Here is a 19550-nt window from a genome sequence, read left to right as displayed (position 1 = left end):
TAAAAGAAGAAACGAGGGATTGTATTTTATGTATAAGAGAAAACCTGAGTGGTTAAAAATAAAAATAAGAGGGGGACAAGTATCTCAGGATGTAAAGGATATACTTAAAAAGTATTCTTTAAATACTGTATGTGGTGAGGCAAATTGTCCTAATAGAATGGAATGTTTTAATAAAAGCAGGGCAACTTTCATGATACTTGGAAAAAATTGCACAAGGAATTGTACTTTTTGTAATGTAACTAAGGGCAAACCTGAAAAAGTTGATAAAAAAGAACCTTTTAATGTGGCACAAGCAGTGGATAAACTAAAATTGAAATATGCAGTAATAACTTCTGTTACAAGAGATGATTTAGAAGATGGAGGAGCTTCTCATTTTGCTAGCGTTGTAGAAGAAATAAGAAAGCTTAATAAAAATATAACGGTAGAAGTTTTAATACCGGATTTTAAAGGAAATGAAACTGCACTTAAAAAGGTAGTGGATTCAGAACCTAATGTAATAAATCACAATGTAGAGACCACACCTGCTCTATATAAAGAAGTAAGACCAATGGCAGTTTACAAGCGTTCACTGGAACTTTTAAAAAGAGTTAAGATTATGGATAGCTCAATTTTAACAAAATCGGGATTTATGTTGGGGCTTGGAGAAAAAGAAGAAGATATTATAGAAGTATTAAAGGATTTAAGGAGGGTGGATTGTGATATTGTTACAATAGGTCAGTACTTACCACCTTCTTCAAAACATCATCCTGTTATAGAGTATGTTCATCCTGATCAATTTAAAAAATATAAAGAAATAGCCTTAGAATTGGGATTCAAATTTGTATCATCTTCCCCTTTAGTAAGAAGTTCCTATCATGCAGATGAAATGCTTGAAAAATAATATCGAAATGAGATAAAAATGAAATATAATCTCAAAATGATATAAGTTTTGTATCATTTTGAGGCTAATGGACTTAGAAAAATTTCTTAGCACAAAATTTTAAAACTAAATATTAAAGCTTACCCCACTATTAACAGCTACTAAGAATGTTCTGAAAAAATTATTAAAAATATATAGAAAATTGGCATGTAAATTGCTAGATATATAAGAGAAAGATAAATTCGTATATTTTTTTTAAAAATTCTAGGAGGTCTTCATTATGCATATTCCAGATAATTATTTAAGTCCATCAACCTGTGCTGTTATGGCAGTGGTAATGCTGCCAGTTTGGGCAAAGGCCGTAAAAAAGGTAAAAAGTGAAATAAGTCCCAAAAAAATGCCTATGCTGGGTGTTTGCGGAGCATTTTCTTTTCTTATAATGATGTTTAATGTACCTATACCGGGAGGAACAACAGCTCATGCAGTAGGGGCAACTTTGATAGCAATTTTACTTGGACCTTATGCAGCCACCATTGCAGTTACTATAGCACTACTTATACAGGCACTTTTCTTCGGAGATGGAGGAATACTTGCCTTTGGAGCTAATACTTTTAACATGGCTTTTATAATGCCTTTTGTAGGGTATACCATATATAGTATTATAAAAAATAGAGTAAAGAGCCCTAAAGGAGAATATATTGCAGCTTTTATAGGTGGATATGTAGGAATTGTGGCGGCATCTTTTATGGCATCCATTGAATTTGGCCTACAGCCTTTATTATTTACAGATGCAGCTGGAAAGGCACTTTATTGTCCTTATGGTTTAAATGTAGCTGTGCCTGCAATGGTAGGAACTCATCTTTTAGTAGGTATACTTGAGGGAGCAATAACTGCAGCAGTATACGCTTATGTTAAGAAAATGTCACCAGATGTTGTATATGAAGACAAAGTTGGAAATAAAAAGCCGCTTTATGGACTTTTAGCAATTTTAATAGTTTTATGTCCTCTAGGACTTTTGGCTGCTGGAGATGCATGGGGTGAATGGGATTCAGAAGGTATGAAGTCACTTATAGGGTACATACCTAAAGGATTTCAAAATGGCATACACTTTAATGCTATTGCAGCGGACTATTCTGTAAAAGGAATGAATGATGCTGTAGGTTATATTATTTCAGCAGTGGCGGGAGTGGCACTTATAATGATTGTGTTTAAAATAATATCTTCTTTAAGAAAAAACGCGGTGGATATAGATAATAAAAATGTTAAAGTAAATAAATGAATGGAAAGCCCCCTTTTTACATATAAACAAATTAAAAGGGGGGCTTTTTTATTTTTCGGAAACTATATTTTTTAAAGCATTTACTAATGCATCTATATCTTGCTTTTCATTAAAATATCCAATACCTATTCTCATAGCACCAATTTCATAAGTCCCCATTATCCTGTGGGCTGTTGGAGCACAATGAAATCCAACTCTTATCATTATGTCATATTCCTTATCCAGCCTAAAAGCAATATCTTCACCAGACATATTCTCTATATTAAATGAAATGACACCTACTATTTTTTTTGCATCTTTTGGACCATATATGTGAATTCCTGGAATTTCATCTAATCTTTTGAGGGCATACTCAATTATTTCATTTTCTTTATCTCTTATCTTTTGTACTCCTAGATCATATATGTATTTAATTCCCTCTCCTAAACCAACTATTCCAGCTACATTTAAGGTGCCTGCTTCTAATTTATTAGGATAATAGTCAGGTTGGTATGGATTTTTCGAATCTTCACCAGTTCCTCCAGATTTTAATGGCCTTATACAATTAGTGTCACAATTTATTAAAAGTCCACCTGTGCCAGTAGGTCCCAAAAGGCTCTTATGACCTGTGAAGGCAAGAATATCTATGTTATCTCTTTGCACATCTATAGGATAAGCTCCAGCTGTCTGTGCACTGTCTACCAAAAATAGAATTTTATATTTTCTAGCTATAGCTCCTATTTCCCTTATAGGTTGAATGGTTCCAAGCACGTTAGAAGCATGAGTGAATACAATTAGCTTAGTATTTTTCTTTATCAATTTTTCTATGTCACAGGCTTTTGATATTCCTTCATTTGTACATGGAAGAGTAGATATTTCTATACTTCTGTCCCGTTCAAGAGTTTTTAAAGGCCTCCATACAGAATTATGCTCCAAGCTACTTGTGATAACATGATCTCCTTGATTTAAAACTCCGTTTATTATTAGATTCAGTGAATCTGTTATGTTGTAAGTAAAGATTGTGTTAGATGGGTCTTTACCGTTAAATAGCTTACATATATTATCTCTGCAGTTAAATACGAGTCTATCAGCTTCAATAGCTGATTTGTAAGCCCCTCTTCCTGCAGTAGCTCCTATATTCTTCATAAAATTTGAAATTGCATCTACAACTGCAGGTGGTTTTGGATAAGATGTAGCAGCATTGTCTAAATAAATTCCCAATACGATTATCTCCTTTCTTTATGTTCCCTAGATTTATAAAATATAATTAATTCAAATTTCGCACATACGAAATTTTGACTTTGCATTTAACTCCTATAAATATATTATAACTTTATTATACGGAGTTAAAAGGGGGAAAATTGATATGTAAAGGATATGTAGAATTATTATAGATTTATAAATTAATATAACTGTAATTTTCAAGTTATATTTCATATGTTATTATATAGGTATAAATATTTTAGTAAAAATTATAGAAAAGGGAGAGATACACTTGAAAGAAATTCATTATAACAGTACTAGAGGATTAAATGAAAATTATACTGCATCTCAAGCTATACTAAAAGGAATATCAGAAGATGGTGGATTGTTTGTTCCAGACAGCATACCTTCTGTAAATGAAGAAGAATTACAAAAATTTAAAAATATGACTTACAAGGAACTAGCTTTATGCATAATTGGAGAATTTTTCACAGATTTTACTGAAGATGAGTTGAAGAAGTGCATAGACCTAGCTTATGACAATAAATTTGAATCAGATGAAATAGTACCTGTAAAGAAGGTTGGGGATGTATTTTATTTAGAGTTGTTTCATGGACCAACTTTAGCGTTTAAAGACATGGCATTGTGTCTTCTACCACATCTAATGCAGGCTGCTGCAAAAAAACAAAATTTACATAAAAAGATAGTTATACTTACAGCAACTTCTGGAGATACAGGAAAGGCAGCACTAGAGGGCTTTGCAGATGTAGAGGATACAAGAATAGTAGTGTTTTTCCCTGAAAAAGGGGTAAGCGATATACAAAAAAGACAGATGGTTACTCAGGTAGGCAAAAATACTAAAGTTATAGGAATAAAGGGAAATTTTGACGATGCCCAGACTGAAGTCAAGAAAATTTTTAATGATGAAGAATTAAAAAAAGAATTGGATGAAAAATCCTATATGTTTTCTTCTGCCAATTCCATAAATATAGGAAGACTTATACCTCAAGTAGTATATTATTTTCATGGATATATGGAACTTTTAAGGAAGGGGCAAATAAAATTAGGAGAAAAGATAAATTTTGTAGTTCCTACAGGTAATTTTGGAAATATACTTGCAGCCTATTATGCAAAAAAGATGGGCCTGCCTATAAATAAGCTTTTATGTGCTTCAAATGATAATAAAGTATTATACGACTTTTTAAAAAGTGGAATTTATGATGCTGAGAGAGAATTTATAGTAACTATATCTCCTTCTATGGATATACTTGTATCCAGTAACCTTGAAAGATTCATATATGATATAAGTGGTAAGGATGCTTCAGTTGTACAGGGATTAATGAAAGATTTAAATAAAAGTAGGAAGTATAGTGTAAGTGAAAATATGAAAGAAGAATTAAAACCATTTTATGGTGGATTTGCAACCGAAGTGGAAACACTTCACTCCATAAGTGATGTCTTCAAAGATTATAATTACCTAATGGACACACATACTTCAGTGGCTTATTCGGTGTATAGAAAGTATTTGCAGGATACAGGAGATGACACAAAAACCATTATTGTTTCTACTGCAAGTCCTTTCAAATTTACAAAATCCGTAATGAGCGCTTTAGACGATAAATATAAGAATCAAAAAGACTTTGACCTTATAGAAGTAATGAGCAAAACTGCTTCTCTCGAAGTTCCTAAGCCTATAGAGAAGCTAATGAAAAGTGAGGTTGTTCACAATACTGTATGTGAAAAACAACAGATGAAAGATGAGATTAGAAAATTCTTATTATAATTGAATGTAATTTCTCCCTTCTTTACGAAAAAATAATTTACATATAATAGCATAAAATATACATTAATATGAGCACAATAGTAAGTCGAATATTGAAAATTAGGGATATAAATATTCGATATATAATGTATGAAAATGCTAGGATGTATTTATAAACAGTAGTATAATATAAAATTAGAAGGTAGTTGAAAATTAGTGTAAAATTATTTTTCGTAGAGAAATTAACAAAATAGCATGAGCAGTTTATAGCAATTTATAATAGTATAGTATGAGGAATTGTTGTATATATTCATAAGGAAAAATTTTCTTGTGAATATATACTTTTATAGACACAATTATAGAAAGTATTTTGGCTTAGATATGTATTTTTAATAGGGGAGAGTTTTATGTTGACATCATTATCAGATGAATATAATCAACTTAAAAATGAGTATGAAGCTTATCAAAAGATGGCTGAAGGGATTATACAAAAACAAAGTACAAAGATTATAGAGTTAGATAAAAAACTGGATATGTTGTCTTTGATAGTTGAGATAAGTAAGTATATAAACAAGCGAATAGGTAGAGGAGAAATAGTTTCTATAATAAATGATATAATGATAGGCATTCTAGGGGTAACTTATTCAAGCGTATATCTTTTAGAAAATAGGAAACTTCAATTAAAATCTACAAATTTGCCTAATACAAAACATCATTTTAGTATTAACGATTACAATAAAGGAGATATAAGGAATTTAAATGCTAGTATAGTAAATTGTCTTGATAATATATATATATATGACAATATTCAAATTCACTCTTCTATACTCATGCCTATATATTTAAAGGATAATCTCTTAGGTGTTATTGTAGTTGAGCACCATATATATAACTATTTGAATAACGAACATGTGAAGTTATTAACTGCACTTACCAATCAAATAGCTATATGCATAGAAAATAATAAACTCTATAACAAAATAAAACAAAATTCCCAAAAGGATTTTTTAACAGGGCTATTTAACAGAAGTTATTTTTTCTCAGTGATAAAAGAAAAAGTAAAAAATTGCGGTGAAGGCTTTGCTATTGTAATGATTGACATTGACGATTTTAAAAGTTTTAATGATAGATTTGGGCATCAATATGGAGATAGGGTGCTGAGAAAAGTAAGTGATATAATAAAGGATAGTATAAGGGATGAAGATATGGTAGCTAGATATGGAGGAGAAGAAATAATAATATATATGTATAATGTTACAGATTCCATGTCTGTATATGAGAGAATGATAAATATAGGAGAGCTTATAAAAAAGAAAGCTGTAGAGTACAATGAAGCCTCGTCTTATGTAACAGTTTCAATGGGGATAGCAGTATGTGCAAATAAGGATAAAGATGTTGAAGGTACAATAAGAAGGGCTGATATGAACTTGTACAGAGCAAAAAATTCTGGAAAGAATAAAGTAGTTTATTAAATAAGTAGAGTTATTGGCATCAGAATGGAGTTCTAACTCCATACTGATGCTTATTAACAAGATACTTAGTGTTTTAGCACTTAGAAGGCGTTATCCTTTAGGGGGAGATCGCCAATGAATTTTAGTAAGGTGGTACATATGGATACAAATTGGACAGAATCTCAAAGAGAAGCTATTTTTACCCCTAAGTGTAATTTACTAGTATCAGCGGGTGCGGGAACTGGTAAGACAGCAGTGCTAGTGGAGAGAATAATACAGGAAATAACAAGTATTGATGAAGAGGTGGATATAGATAAATTGTTAGTTGTTACCTTTACAAATGCAGCAGCTTCTGAAATGAAAGAGAGAATAGCAGAGGCAATTTCTAAATTGTTAGAATCAAATTATGGATCAAAAAATCTCCAAAAACAACTGGCACTCTTAAATCAGGCTAATATAATCACTATACATGCTTTTTGTCTTAAGGTTATAAAAAGTAATTTTCATTTAATAGATTTAGATCCTAATTTTAGAATATGTGACAGTACAGAAGCAGTTCTTTTAAAACAGGATGTACTTGAGGAACTTTTCGATGAGAAATATGATATAGAAAATACAGAATTTTTAAAACTTGTAGACGGTTTTAAAAGTAAAAATGATATTAAACTTAAAGATATGGTACTTTCTCTCTATGAATTTTCAAAAAGTAATCCCTGGCCTGAAAAGTGGTTAAGAGAAGCAGTAGAAAATTTTAATGTAAAAGAAAATTTTGATTTTGGACGTACCCACTGGGCAAAAATGATTATGCACAGCCTAGAGGTAGATGTTAATGGATGCAAGGATAGAATAGAAAGAGAACTTACCATAATCCAAAGCGTAGAAGGACTTGAGCACTATGTAGATATTTTTAAAAAAGATTATGAAAATATAAAGGAATTATTGCTTTTAAATTCTTGGGAAGAACTAAAAGAAAAGTTTTTACAATTGAATTTTGACAAGCTTTCCACTAAAAGAGTAAAAGATGAAGTTAAAGAAGTGAAGGAAAAGGCTAAGAATGTAAGAGATGAAGTTAAAAAGAAGTTAAATAGTATAAAAGAAGATATATTTTCAGGTTCTGATAATATGTATAAAAATATGCAGGAAGTATATCCTATGATGAAGTGCCTGGCTTCTCTTGTAATAGAGTTTGATAAAAATTACAGCTTAAAAAAAAGGGAAAGAGGGATACTGGACTTTAGTGATATAGAGCACTTTTGCCTTGAAATATTAACAGATAGAGATGAAGATGGAAATATAGTTCCTTCGGAGGCAGCTTTAGAATATAGGAGATATTTTGAGGAAATATTTATAGATGAATATCAGGATAGTAATGAAGTTCAAGAAGTTATAATGAATATGATAAGTAGAAAATCAAAAGACTCAAATTTGTTTATGGTAGGAGATGTAAAGCAGAGCATATACAGATTTAGGCAATCTAAACCTGAACTTTTTCTGCAGAAATATAATAGTTATTCTGAAAAAAAGACGGCTGAAAACAGAAAAATAAAATTATCTGAAAATTTTAGAAGTAGAGAAGAAATAATAGAAGGCACTAATTATTTATTTAAACAAATAATGTGTAGAGAAGTAGGAGAATTAGATTATACGGATGAGGAATGCTTAAAAAGTTCAGCAGATTATGAAAACTCATCTGGAAACTATAGTGGAGATATAGAGGTTAATATAATAGATAAAAAAGAAGAAAGTGAAGAAATTCAAGAAAATGAAGAAATTTTAGATAATGTTCAGGTAGAAGCGCGGCTTGTAGCAAAAAAAATAAGTGAGCTCATAAATGGTAAAACAGAAGTAGAGCCACTAAAAGTATATGATAAAAGTACGAAGTCCTATAGGAATGTAATGTATAAAGACATAGTAATATTAATGCGTGCCACGCAAAATTGGGCTCCTACTTTTGTAGAAGAACTTAATAGTTTAGAAATACCTGTATTTGCAGATATTTCTGCCGGATATTTTGAGAATATAGAAGTAAAGACAATAATATCAGTGCTTGAAATAATAGATAATCCACTTCAGGATATTCCACTTGTAGCTGTGCTTAGGTCTCCTATAGAATCCTTCTCTCCAGAGGAACTTATAGATTTGAGAATGGTAGATAAAAAAATGCATTTTTATGATATATTAAAGATAATTTCAGAAAATGACTCTGAATCAGATATATCATTAAAGCATGTAGGAAATAGCTTGAAATATAAGGTAAGTGAATTCTTGAAAAGGCTTAACAATTGGAGAAAAAAAGTAAAGTATATGCCAATAGACGAATTTATATGGCACCTTTATACTGAAACGGGCTATTACGGTTTTATAGGGGCTATGCCTGGGGGAATTCAGAGGCAGGCAAACTTAAGAATGTTATTTGAAAGAGCAAAACAGTATGAAAAGAGCAGTTACAAAGGACTTTTCAATTTTATAAATTTTATGAACAAACTTAAGAATAGCAGTGGGGATTTAGGAAGTGCAAAAATACTAGGAGAAAATGAAAATGTAGTCAGGATAATGAGTGTTCACAAAAGCAAAGGGCTTGAATTTCCTGTAGTAATACTTTCTGGTACAGGAAAAAAGTTTAATTTAATGGATATGAACAAAGGGGTACTTTTTCATGAAAAGTTAGGTCTCGGACCGGATTATGTAAATGCAAAAAGGCATATATGTTATCCTACTGTTATGAAACAGGTACTTAGAAAAAGGCTAAAAGTAGAAACTCTTTCAGAGGAAATGAGAATATTATATGTTGCCTTTACCAGAGCAAAAGAAAAACTTATAATAACTGGAATGGTAAATAATATTGAAAAAACAACTCAAAGATGGTGTGAATGTGCTTCTTATAAAGGAGATAAACTTCCTGAGTATTCACTTATAAGTGCTAGAAATTTTTTGGATTGGATAGGGGCTGCACTGGCTAAGCACCCATGTGGAAAGCCTATAAGAGAAATTTCTAAAAGTGAAGATAATTTGAATTTAGTTATAGGGGATAATTCTACATGGAAGGTAAGTATTTATAAAAAAGATGATTTTAAAACTGTATCTCAAGAAAAGGAGAATGTAGATATACTGGGTAAGATTGAAGAGCTTAACTTAACTGAATATGATGGACAATATATGGATAAAGTGGATAGAAGGCTTAACTGGAATTATAAATATGAGGAAGCTTGTAAGATACCTGCTAAATTTTCTGTGTCAGAGTTAAAGAGAAGGTTTGACTTGAATGATATAGAAGATAGTGTGAATTTGGTAGAACCAATACAATTAAAAAAACCACTTTTTTTAAGAGAGAAAAAAGGTATGACAGCTGCTGAAAAGGGAACTCTTTTGCATTTAATCTTGCAGCATATTGATATAAAAAAAATTAATTCTTACGACGAAATAAAAGAACAGGTAGATAGATTGGTTCAGATGGAATTTATAAGGGAAGAGGAAGTTAAGTCAATACACCTAGGTAAAATATTAAAATTTTTTAATTCTGAAATAGGAAATAGAATGAAAGAGGCAGAGAATATCTATAGGGAAACTCCATTTTATATGGAAATAGAAAGTAATGAATTATATAAAGAGCTTCCAGATAAAATATATAAGGATGAAAAAATAATTATTCAAGGAATAATAGATTGCTATTTTGAAGAAGATGGAGAATTAGTGCTTATAGACTATAAAACAGATTATGTAGATGATATAGATAATATAAAAGATAAATACAAAATCCAAATTTATTATTATGCAAGGGCACTTGAAAAGTTAACTGGTAAGCAAGTAAAAAATAAATATCTCTACTTATTTTTTAACAACAGCTTAGTTGAAATGTAAAGTTAGAAAACAATACATAATTCTAAATGAGATTTGGACTTATTAAAAGTTTTTAATGTAGTGAGACTTGTCAGTGTATCCCTCCGTATATGTCAAATTTTCATTTGAAAATGATTAAATATAAGTATTAACACTTTTGGATATTGTTAATACTATAGTAATATGATATTAAATTTATGTGGAGGGCCAAATTGGAGAATAATAATAAGTTTGAGATTACTATGGAAGTAATAGAAGAATGTTTACAGGAATGCTTGGAAAATAGTGAAGAAAATAAAGAAAATGAAAAATCAAGTCCTGTTAGTACCAAATAGCAGGACTTGATTTAGATATTAATTAATAGAATATTTTTTTTCTAATTGTCTAAAGGCCATAACCAAAACTGAAGTTAAAATAAGATATAGTATAGCAGCTATTATAAAAGGAGTAATTGTAAAATCACGCGTAACTACTTCTTTTGCTGCCCTTAGAAGATCTCCCACACCTATAGTTGCAACTAAAGCAGAATCTTTTATTAAATTGATACTTTCGTTACAAACAGGAGGAATTACATTTCTAATGGCTTGGGGAATTATTATCTTTATCATAGTTTGGCAGTAATTCATACCTAGAACTTTAGAAGCTTCAAATTGTCCTTTGTCTATTGATTCAATACCTGACCTAAAAATTTCTGCCAGGTATGCGGCATAATTTATAGTAAAAGCAATACTTGCAGCTGCTAAGGGAGATAACCTTATGCCAATTACAGGAAGACCAAAATAAGTAAAAAACAACTGTAAAAGTAAAGGTGTTCCTCTAAAAGCCCAGGTGTATAAGCTAAGTATAGCCTTTATGGGCTTGATTTTAGATATTTTCCCTAGGGCTACTAGGCATCCTAAGGGTATAGAAAAAATAGCCGTTATAAAAAATAGTTGTATAGTTATTAAGCTTCCACTTAGTATAAATCCTGTAATGTCCATGATATCAGACATATAAATCACATCCTAACCAATTATTTTGCAATTATATCTTTGCCAAACCATTTTTGAGATATTTTATTTGCTGTTCCATCTTTTTTCATTGAATCCAGTGCTTCGTCAAGTTTATTTTTAAAACTTTCATCTGTTTTTCTTATACCAACACCGTAGTCTTCTTTGCCGAAGTTATCTTCAAGTATTTTGTATAAACCAGGTTTCTTTTGCAAATAGTATCTTCCAACTACTTCATCTACAACAACTGCATCTATACGACCCTGATTTAAATCAAGTAATGCTTCTGTATTATTAGAATACTTTCTAATATTTTTTAGAGATTTTGCTGTAGCAGCGTCTGAATTCAATGCAGTTTCACTGCTGCTTCCCATTTGAAGTCCTACTGTTTTACCTGACAAGTCTTTTTTATTTTTTATGTTAGAATCACTTTTTACTACAATTATTTGTTTGTTTTGAAGATATACTTTTGAAAATCCTATTTGCTTTTTTCTCTTATCAGTTATAGTCAAACCATTCCATATAACATCTATGTCTTTGTTATTTAAGCTAAGTATAATGCCATCCCATTCTACTGGTTTAAAGACTACCTTTACTCCCATTTTTTGTGCAGCTGCTTTGGCCATATCTATATCAAATCCTACGATTTGACCTTTTTCATCTCTAAAGCCCATTGGAGGAAAACTATCATCTAAGCCAACTACAAACTGACCTTTTGATTTTATATCATCCCAGGATTTATCGCTTGATTTCTGGCCTTGTCCACATCCTGTAAGTATTATTCCAAGCAAAAATATTACCAAAGTTAAAATTCCTAATTTCTTTTTCATTTCACAGACCTCCCAATTTATATTAAATTAATTATAATAAATATTATAGTTTACCGTGCTAAATTTGTAAACTAGTAAATTAATTATAGTTATAAAATATTATTTTTAATAATGATGCTGTAATTGAATTGGAAGTAGTGTTGTCATTAATAAGAAACGTTAGTTTACAAATGGAGGCATACAGATATTTTCTGTTAAGCTATTTTGATTTATTGCATGGTATTGGTACGCCATTTAGTCGGAAATATTCCTCGCCCCACTTACAAAGTGATTTTACTATAGGAACAAATGTTTTACCAAGTTCAGTAAGTGAGTATTCTGTCTTAGGAGGGACCACAGGATAGAGAACACGATTGATAATGCCGTCGTTCTTCAGTTCTTTTAACTGGTGACTGAGCATTTTTGGTGTTGCCTGTGGAATACGCTTTTGAATTTCATTGTATCTTAACGTCTTATCAATCAGTTCATAGATGATAATGGCTTTATATTTTCCTCCAACAATATCCATTGCTGCTTCTACTGCGCAGTTATAACTTTCTAATTTAGATTTATCCATCTTATATCTCCTTACTATCTAATAGTATAGTATTGAACTAAAAATATATTATATAACAAAAAAGTGCATTATTGATAAGTTGATCATTTAAGATATAATTATAGTTAAACCAAGAAAAGATGTCAATTCGTTGAGAATATGACTATTTGAAGATTAAAAATATAATCACATAGCAGCATGCTGTCTGTATTGACAGTATGGGCATATAGAATAAGGAGGAAAAAAATGAAAGTTTTATTATTGAATGGTAGTTCAAGATCTAATGGATGTACTTATACAGCATTAGCAGAAATTGCAAAAGTTTTGAGAGAAGAGCAAATTGAATGCGAGATTGTCCATATTGGTAATCAACCAATTCGTGACTGCATTGGATGCAATAAATGCCAGGGATTACACAATTCTTGTGTATTTGATGATGATGGGATCAATGAGTTATTGAAGAAGGCAGAACATGCAGATGGCTTCATATTCGGTACACCGGTCTATTTTTCGCATCCTAGTGGACGATTGCTGTCGGTTTTAGATCGATTATTTTATGCTGGATCATCTGTATTTAGACACAAACCAGCTGCTGCTATTTCATCAGCAAGACGTGCTGGAACTACAGCTTCTATAGATGTACTGAACAAGTATTTTACCATTGCAGAGATGCCAGTTGTGTCGTCTACTTATTGGAATATGGTGCATGGCTTTACTCCTGAAGATGTGAAGAAAGATTTAGAAGGATTGCAGACCATGCGTAACATTGGCAGAAACATGGCATGGCTTCTTAAGTGTATTCAACTTGGTAAGGAACAAGGTATTAACATTCCTACAACAGAAAAATCTGCTTGCACAAATTTCATCCGTTAGTGTTTTTATAAATTTCAATTTATAGTGGGGTTTTGAGTATTATCTCAATACAAGAAGTATAATTAAAACTCTCTTTGTACTATAGAATAATCTTTGTTGAGCCGGGTAACATCGGCTCAACAAAATAGTTACTAAAGTAATACTAGCTCAATGGTTAATTTTCCTTTTATAAAATTCAGTAGTGTAATCAATAAAACGCTGAGTTGCTTTGGTAACATAAATCTTTTTGCTATAGGCAATGGAGACTTCCCGTTTTGGCATAGGGCAGTTAAGTTTGTAAAAGCGAAGGTTTTCTGCGTTAGGGGAACACTTGACAAGGGTATCAGAAATAAAAACGGCTCCAAGCCCTTTTGAAGCAAATTCAAAGGAAGTCATCTGTTGATTAAATGACATTTTTACTAATGGTTCAACATGATAATAATTAAAAATTGCTTTTGATCTTTCGAAAATTTCATTTGTTGGTTCTAACAAAAGAAAAGGAAGATTCTCCATATTGTATAGGTCAATGGCTGGTTGGTCCTGAGAAAGATGTTTGTCTGCTCTGATTTCTTCGGATGTCATGCCGCAAGCAAAAATTTTCGTATCTAAAGAAAAATTCAGAGGTATGCCAAGTAAAATTTGGTTTGTAAATAAAGGAATGGATTGAAAGATGTCTTCTTCAAACCAATTAGTGTCTAAAATTAAATCAATGCTTCCATCTGCTAGCATATTTTTAAGTACTGGAAGAGATGCTTCTTTTGCAGCAATTTCAATTCCTGGATATTGATAAAAAAAACCAACAATAAGTTCAGGAAGTAAGTAGGTCATAGATATAATAGCACCCCCAATTGTAACTTTTCCAACTTTCACTTCATTTAAGTTTTGAAAGTAATCAGTGCATTCTTGTTCCATTGATATAATTTTTTCCACTTTGTCCATATATATGCGTCCTGCATCAGTTAACTTAAGTGGGGATGTTTTTCGCTGAAATAAAGGTTGACCAATTTCTTGTTCCAGTTTATGGATTGCAATACTCAAGGCTGGTTGCGTCATATGTAAGTTTTTTGATGCCTTTGAGAAACTTCCACACTTATAGACTTCATAAACATAATTCATGATTTGAAACAATTTCTTCACCTCTATATAAGTAAAATTTATATATTAACTAAAATATATAAATTTCATTATATATCAAAAAAATGATAATATCAATTTATTAGTAAAATTTATGGGGAGATTGAAAATTGGTCAGTATATTATCCTATAAGTATTGATAGAATCACCACTTGGTGCTATGATTGCGTTAAAAATTTAATGTTAATTGGTGCATCAATATTTGCTAATTTCATGTAGAGATGATACTGATAGAAAACTAATAATAACTAATTATGAGTATGTCAAAGATATCTTAAAAAAAAGATATTTTTGACATGCTATTTAGGATTCTAATTGCACCTGTAGTATAAATTACCTTACGTACGTTTCTAACATAGAGTATAAAACATTAATTAACGTATATATGAAACTTTTCTTTTTTCTAAGGCATCTTTAAGCCATCTTGGATGCATTGGTAAAAGATTTTTTGGTAGATAATTAAAATCGAAGTAATCTACATCTAATGTTTCTTCTCCTTCTTTAATTAATTTACCGCCTACAACTTCACATTCAAAACAAGTTGTAATAAAATGATTAACTTTGCCACTTGGATATGAAAAAACTTGTGAAACAGGATCAGAATATATGCCAATTAATCGATTTACTTTAACTTTTAAACCAGTCTCTTCATTAATTTCTCTTATAATTGCTTCTTCTACAGTTTCTCCAGGTTCAACATGACCTGAAGGGATTCCCCATAATCCATTGTCAGTACGCTTCATCAAAAGAACTCTTTGAGATTTATCAAATATAATACCGGCAACTCCTGCCTTAACACCATCGTTAGGCCATGGGAAATGAGGAGAACTCCATTTTTTTATGGTTACATTATTGTCAAATAAACCTTTTAGGTTTGCAATAGTAGCATCAGCATTATGAAAATCCCTAGCAGATGGAAATTTGTTTGTTTTTTCATTTGATACTAAAATAGCTGATATTCCTGCCTGATGCGCACCTAAAATATCTGTATATGGATTATCACCTATCATTACTACTTTAGATGATGTTTTTAAATTATCTAGAGCTTTTTTAAACATATATGAATGTGGCTTTCCTATAATTAAAGGCTTTTTTTCTACTGATACTTGAACAGCTTTTACAATTGACCCAACTGCAGGTGATGGACCGTCTGTACTTGGAAAGTTATTATCACTGTTTGTGCCTATAAATTTTGCACCGTTATTAATTAATTGCACTGCTCTTTTTATATCATGGAAGCGTAAATCATCGTCCCAACCTATAACAACGGCTTCTGCATCAGCTATATCATTAGTATTAATGCCTACCTGGTGACATTCCCATTTCAAATCTTCATCACCAAGAACAAATACATTCTTTATATTCTTATTTTGTAAATACTGAGCGGTCACCCAGCCCGATGTAATCACTTCATAACTATTTGCTTCTATTCCAAGTGTATTTAATCGTTTTGCTATTTTTTCACGTGTTGTGCATGGATTATTTGTTAAAAATCGAATTGTTTTCTGATTTTTACGAAGTATTTCAAGAGATTCTACTGCTTCTGGAAGAGGCTTATTTCCTATATAAATTACTCCATCTAAATCAAATAGAAATGCATCAAATGCATCAAATATCATATTATTCGCTCCTTAAATTTTATTCACTAGCTTATGTGGGAAATTCCCTAGTATAAGTTGATTTTTGCTTAGAAGCTCTATAAAGCTATTTACAAAGAGTTTTAGCAGCAGTTGTTATATTGCTTTTCCCTAAAATAGCAGATATAACTGAAATACCATCAACTTCAGTTGATAATACCTCTTTAAAGTTAGTTTCATTAACGCCACCTATGGCAACAGCAGGTATACTTATACTGTTATATATTTTACGGAGACCTTCTATACCTATAGGAGTATCTATATCTTTTTTGGTTCCTGTGAAAAAAATTGTACCTATTCCAATATAATCTGCACCACTTTTTTCTGCCTCTAAGGCTTCATCCACGTTGCCTGCAGATATTCCAATTATTTTATCCTTACCTAATATTTTTCTTGCTATGTTTATAGGCATATCGCTTTGACCAAGGTGAACTCCATCTGCATTTACAGCTTGGGCTATATCAAGTCTATCATTTATTAAAAAAGGAACTTTATAGTGATCAGTTACTTTTTTAACTTCTTTAGCAATTTCGTAAAATTCTCTTGTAGATGCATCTTTTTCTCTAAGTTGGACAAGAGTTACTCCACCTAAAATTGCTTCTTCTACAGCTTGCTGCAGGGGCTTGTCTTTTAAAAAACTTCTATCTGTAACAAGATATAAACTATAATCTATTTCCAAAGTATTTTACCACCTTTCTTTAATTTTTCTTCGCTTAATTCATATATGGAATCTATTAGCTTAACTCTAAAAGTTCCAGGAGCTTTTGCTGCTTTGTAGGCTTCTTCACCAGCTACATTCATTGAAAGTATAGCACTTACAGTAGCTATAAATTTATCCTCAGAGGCACCTATGGCAGCACCACATAATGCTCCAAGCATGCAGCCTGCACCAGTTACTTTAGTTAACATTTCCATCCCGTTTTGAATTACAGCACTATTTTTACCGTCTGTTATAAAATCTTCCTTGCCAGTTGCAGCAACTACACAGTTGTACTTTTTGGCTAAAGCTACAGCTGAATCCAAAGCTCCTTCTCCGCTATCTAAGGAATCTACTCCTCTCACGTTAGAAGATTGTCCTGCAAGAAACTTGATTTCACCTACATTCCCTTTTATAACATCTACTTTACCAACTTGCATAATTCTATTTATAACTTGAGATTTTCTTGGGATAGCGGCACAAGCTACAGGGTCAAGTATTACAGGTATGTTGTGAATTTTTGCAGAGGTACTTGCTAAAATTACTGCAACTTCCTGTTCTTTTGTGAGAGTTCCTAAATTTATATATAGGGCAGAAGATATCTTTACAAAATCAAAAACTTCATCATAAGCTTCACACATGGCAGGGGAAGCTCCATAAGATAATAGAATATTTGCACAGTCATTTATAGTGACACTGTTTGTAATACAGTCCACAAGAGGTACTTTATTTCTTACCTGTGTTAACACTTTTGATACACTGTCTAAATTTAAATTATCCATTTTTCATACTCCTTTATATTAGAACTTTATTTATTTGAAATCTACATCAGCTTTTTTATATAATTCAATGAAATGTCCCACGGGACCGACGCCGCTTCCTATAGAGAAGGAATTTTCTATAGCCTTAGTTATATACTGCTTTGCAAGATATACGGATTTGTCAGTGCTTTCACCTTTAGCCAAGAAGGAAGCTATGGCAGAAGATAAGGTACATCCTGTTCCATGGGTGTTTTTGGTATCTATTCTATGACCGGCTATGTTTAATATCTTGCCTTCATAAAGAAGAATGTCGTTGGCATCATTGCATCTGTGGCCTCCTTTTACCAGCACGTTTTTAGCACCTAGACCTTTTATCTTAAAAGCAGCTTTTTCCATATCACAGCTATTTTTTATCTTTATTTCTGTTAGAACTTCAGCTTCTGGGATATTTGGAGTTACAACGTCTGCAATGCTTGTCAGATCTTTTATAGCGGTTTGTGCTTCAGGTTTTAAGAGAAAGTAACCACTTTTTGATACCATTACGGGATCAATTACTATGTTTTTAGCTTTGTATTCTATTAAAAGCCTCTTTATTATAGATATGGTTTTGCTGTTTGAAACCATGCCAATTTTTACGGCATCTACTTGTATGTCATCAAATATAGATCTTATTTGTGCTTCTACAATTTCAGGAGTTACATCCATTACGTCCTGTACTCCTACACTATTTTGAGCTGTAACAGCAGTTATGACACTCATACCATATACGCCAAGGGCACTCATGGTTTTTAAATCAGCTTGTATACCAGCTCCACCACAGCTGTCAGAACCTGCGATTGTTAATACTTTTTTCATTTTACCCTCCTAATTTAGTAACTTTAAAATTAATATCAATTGAATTTTACTTAGTGGGAGCATTACAGTAGGCAGGCATCAGGCAAAAATAAAAGGTATATGCAGAAAAGCATATACCTTTAAAATCAAAAATATGTAAATTGCTTCCCTACGCCAGTTTTATCTGGATCAGGTTCAAAGGGTTAGAGAAAGATCTCTTCTCAGCCTTGCAGCACCCCCACAAAAGTATTAAGTTTTATATATTAAGTTTACTACAGTGATAAAAATTTGCAATATGAAAGTTTAATATTTACTTCATTTACTAAATTTCATTATATTTATATAAATAGAAGATAGAGGTGTTAGCAATGATAGAGATAAAATAAAAATTTTTACAGTACATGTGATATAATGGTATTAATTGAAGATTTTTGTTGCAAAATAAATTAATGAAAATGATAGGATGTGTTGATATGGAAAAGAAAAGAATTTTAGTGCCATTAGATGAAACAGAGAGAAGTATGCATTCGCTTGATTGCTTAAAAAAATTGTTTCCCAAAGATGAAGTACAGTTAACTCTTATGTATGTATCTGAAATAATTATAGCAAATGACATGGTGGTGTCTAATGACAGAGTAGTTATGGCACAAGAAAGAGGTAAAAACATTTTAGATAGAGCTGAAAAAGAAATTCAAGGTTATGAAGTTGAAAAATATTGTGCTTTTGGATATGTAGCAGATGAGATACTTAAAAAGTCAAGTCGTGACAAATTTGATATGATAATTATGACCAAATCCAATAAAAAGGGTTTGGCTAGGATGATTGGATCCGTAACAAGTAAAGTTTTAAGAAATTCACAGATTTTAGTTATAATTGTTCCAGAATAAAAATGTTTAAAAATAGTTATAATG

At 31.4% G+C, this 19550-nt stretch carries 17 protein-coding genes and 1 riboswitch; of the genes, 8 read left to right on the top strand and 9 right to left on the bottom strand.

Annotation, left to right across the window (positions count from 1 at the left end; all coding sequences use genetic code 11):
- The first annotated feature begins 28 nt into the window (after positions 1 to 28).
- Together lipA and cbiM are read left to right on the top strand one after the other, a co-directional pair.
- Positions 29 to 880 carry a lipoyl synthase gene (lipA, locus tag WY13_RS02170; protein ID WP_063554137.1) on the top strand — a complete coding sequence of 284 codons (852 nt, stop codon included), beginning with the start codon at positions 29 to 31 and terminating at the stop codon, positions 878 to 880.
- 259 nt (positions 881 to 1139) lie between these two features.
- Entirely contained in the window at positions 1140 to 2138 is a 999-nt protein-coding gene (gene cbiM / locus WY13_RS02165; protein WP_063554077.1) for a cobalt transporter CbiM, read from the top strand.
- A 48-nt stretch (positions 2139 to 2186) separates the two neighbouring features.
- On the opposite strand, the gene WY13_RS02160 is transcribed toward cbiM, so the two are convergent.
- A complete protein-coding gene (locus tag WY13_RS02160) occupies positions 2187 to 3338 on the bottom strand; it encodes an aminotransferase class V-fold PLP-dependent enzyme (RefSeq protein ID WP_063554076.1) in 1152 nt (383 codons plus the stop codon).
- Between the two features lie 274 nt (positions 3339 to 3612).
- Here WY13_RS02160 and thrC point away from each other — a divergent pair, with 274 nt between their 5' ends.
- From thrC to WY13_RS22020, 4 genes are all read left to right on the top strand, one after another.
- Positions 3613 to 5103 carry a threonine synthase gene (gene thrC, locus WY13_RS02155; protein ID WP_063554075.1) on the top strand — a complete coding sequence of 497 codons (1491 nt, stop codon included), beginning with the start codon at positions 3613 to 3615 and terminating at the stop codon, positions 5101 to 5103.
- 386 nt (positions 5104 to 5489) lie between these two features.
- The gene (locus WY13_RS02150; protein ID WP_063554074.1) at positions 5490 to 6554 is read left to right on the top strand and encodes a sensor domain-containing diguanylate cyclase; all 1065 of its coding nucleotides are present in this window, start codon (positions 5490 to 5492) and stop codon (positions 6552 to 6554) included.
- 114 nt (positions 6555 to 6668) lie between these two features.
- The gene (gene addA, locus WY13_RS02145; RefSeq protein ID WP_242866305.1) at positions 6669 to 10391 is read left to right on the top strand and encodes a helicase-exonuclease AddAB subunit AddA; all 3723 of its coding nucleotides are present in this window, start codon (positions 6669 to 6671) and stop codon (positions 10389 to 10391) included.
- A 191-nt stretch (positions 10392 to 10582) separates the two neighbouring features.
- Positions 10583 to 10705 (top strand): hypothetical protein, encoded by a 123-nt coding sequence (locus WY13_RS22020; protein ID WP_278321762.1) that lies wholly within the window; start codon positions 10583 to 10585, stop codon positions 10703 to 10705.
- 18 nt (positions 10706 to 10723) lie between these two features.
- Here WY13_RS22020 and WY13_RS02140 read toward each other — a convergent pair whose 3' ends face one another.
- The 3 genes from WY13_RS02140 to WY13_RS02130 form a co-directional block, all read right to left on the bottom strand.
- Positions 10724 to 11362: an amino acid ABC transporter permease gene (locus tag WY13_RS02140; RefSeq protein WP_063554073.1), complete on the bottom strand. Its 639-nt coding sequence runs from the start codon at positions 11360 to 11362 to the stop codon at positions 10724 to 10726.
- Positions 11363 to 11382: 20 nt separating this feature from the next.
- On the bottom strand, positions 11383 to 12189 hold the full coding sequence (locus tag WY13_RS02135; protein ID WP_063554072.1) for an amino acid ABC transporter substrate-binding protein: 807 nt from the start codon (positions 12187 to 12189) through the stop codon (positions 11383 to 11385).
- Positions 12190 to 12388: 199 nt separating this feature from the next.
- A complete protein-coding gene (locus WY13_RS02130; RefSeq protein ID WP_063554071.1) occupies positions 12389 to 12745 on the bottom strand; it encodes a winged helix-turn-helix transcriptional regulator in 357 nt (118 codons plus the stop codon).
- 225 nt (positions 12746 to 12970) lie between these two features.
- On the opposite strand from WY13_RS02130, the gene WY13_RS02125 reads away from it, so the two are divergent.
- Positions 12971 to 13597, top strand: a complete 627-nt coding sequence (locus tag WY13_RS02125; RefSeq protein WP_063554070.1) for a flavodoxin family protein — start codon at positions 12971 to 12973, stop codon at positions 13595 to 13597.
- Between the two features lie 147 nt (positions 13598 to 13744).
- On the opposite strand, the gene WY13_RS02120 is transcribed toward WY13_RS02125, so the two are convergent.
- The 5 genes from WY13_RS02120 to thiD form a co-directional block, all read right to left on the bottom strand.
- Positions 13745 to 14692, bottom strand: a complete 948-nt coding sequence (locus WY13_RS02120; RefSeq protein ID WP_242866304.1) for a LysR family transcriptional regulator — start codon at positions 14690 to 14692, stop codon at positions 13745 to 13747.
- Positions 14693 to 15084: 392 nt separating this feature from the next.
- On the bottom strand, positions 15085 to 16329 hold the full coding sequence (locus WY13_RS02115; RefSeq protein ID WP_063554068.1) for an HAD-IIA family hydrolase: 1245 nt from the start codon (positions 16327 to 16329) through the stop codon (positions 15085 to 15087).
- A gap of 85 nt (positions 16330 to 16414) precedes the next feature.
- Positions 16415 to 17026, bottom strand: a complete 612-nt coding sequence (gene thiE / locus WY13_RS02110; RefSeq protein WP_063554067.1) for a thiamine phosphate synthase — start codon at positions 17024 to 17026, stop codon at positions 16415 to 16417.
- Positions 17017 to 17826: a hydroxyethylthiazole kinase gene (thiM, locus tag WY13_RS02105; protein WP_063554066.1), complete on the bottom strand. Its 810-nt coding sequence runs from the start codon at positions 17824 to 17826 to the stop codon at positions 17017 to 17019. The genes thiE and thiM overlap by 10 nt, the downstream gene beginning before the upstream one ends.
- 30 nt (positions 17827 to 17856) lie before the next feature.
- Entirely contained in the window at positions 17857 to 18660 is an 804-nt protein-coding gene (gene thiD / locus WY13_RS02100) for a bifunctional hydroxymethylpyrimidine kinase/phosphomethylpyrimidine kinase (RefSeq protein WP_063554065.1), read from the bottom strand.
- Positions 18661 to 18787: 127 nt separating this feature from the next.
- Positions 18788 to 18889: riboswitch (TPP riboswitch) on the bottom strand.
- A 223-nt stretch (positions 18890 to 19112) separates the two neighbouring features.
- Here thiD and WY13_RS02095 point away from each other — a divergent pair.
- A complete protein-coding gene (locus tag WY13_RS02095; RefSeq protein ID WP_063554064.1) occupies positions 19113 to 19526 on the top strand; it encodes a universal stress protein in 414 nt (137 codons plus the stop codon).
- Positions 19527 to 19550 lie beyond the last annotated feature (24 nt).

This window comes from Clostridium ljungdahlii (assembly GCF_001636845.1).
GTDB lineage: Bacteria > Bacillota > Clostridia > Clostridiales > Clostridiaceae > Clostridium_B > Clostridium_B ljungdahlii_A.
This window is presented reverse-complemented; position numbering and strand designations above follow the sequence as displayed.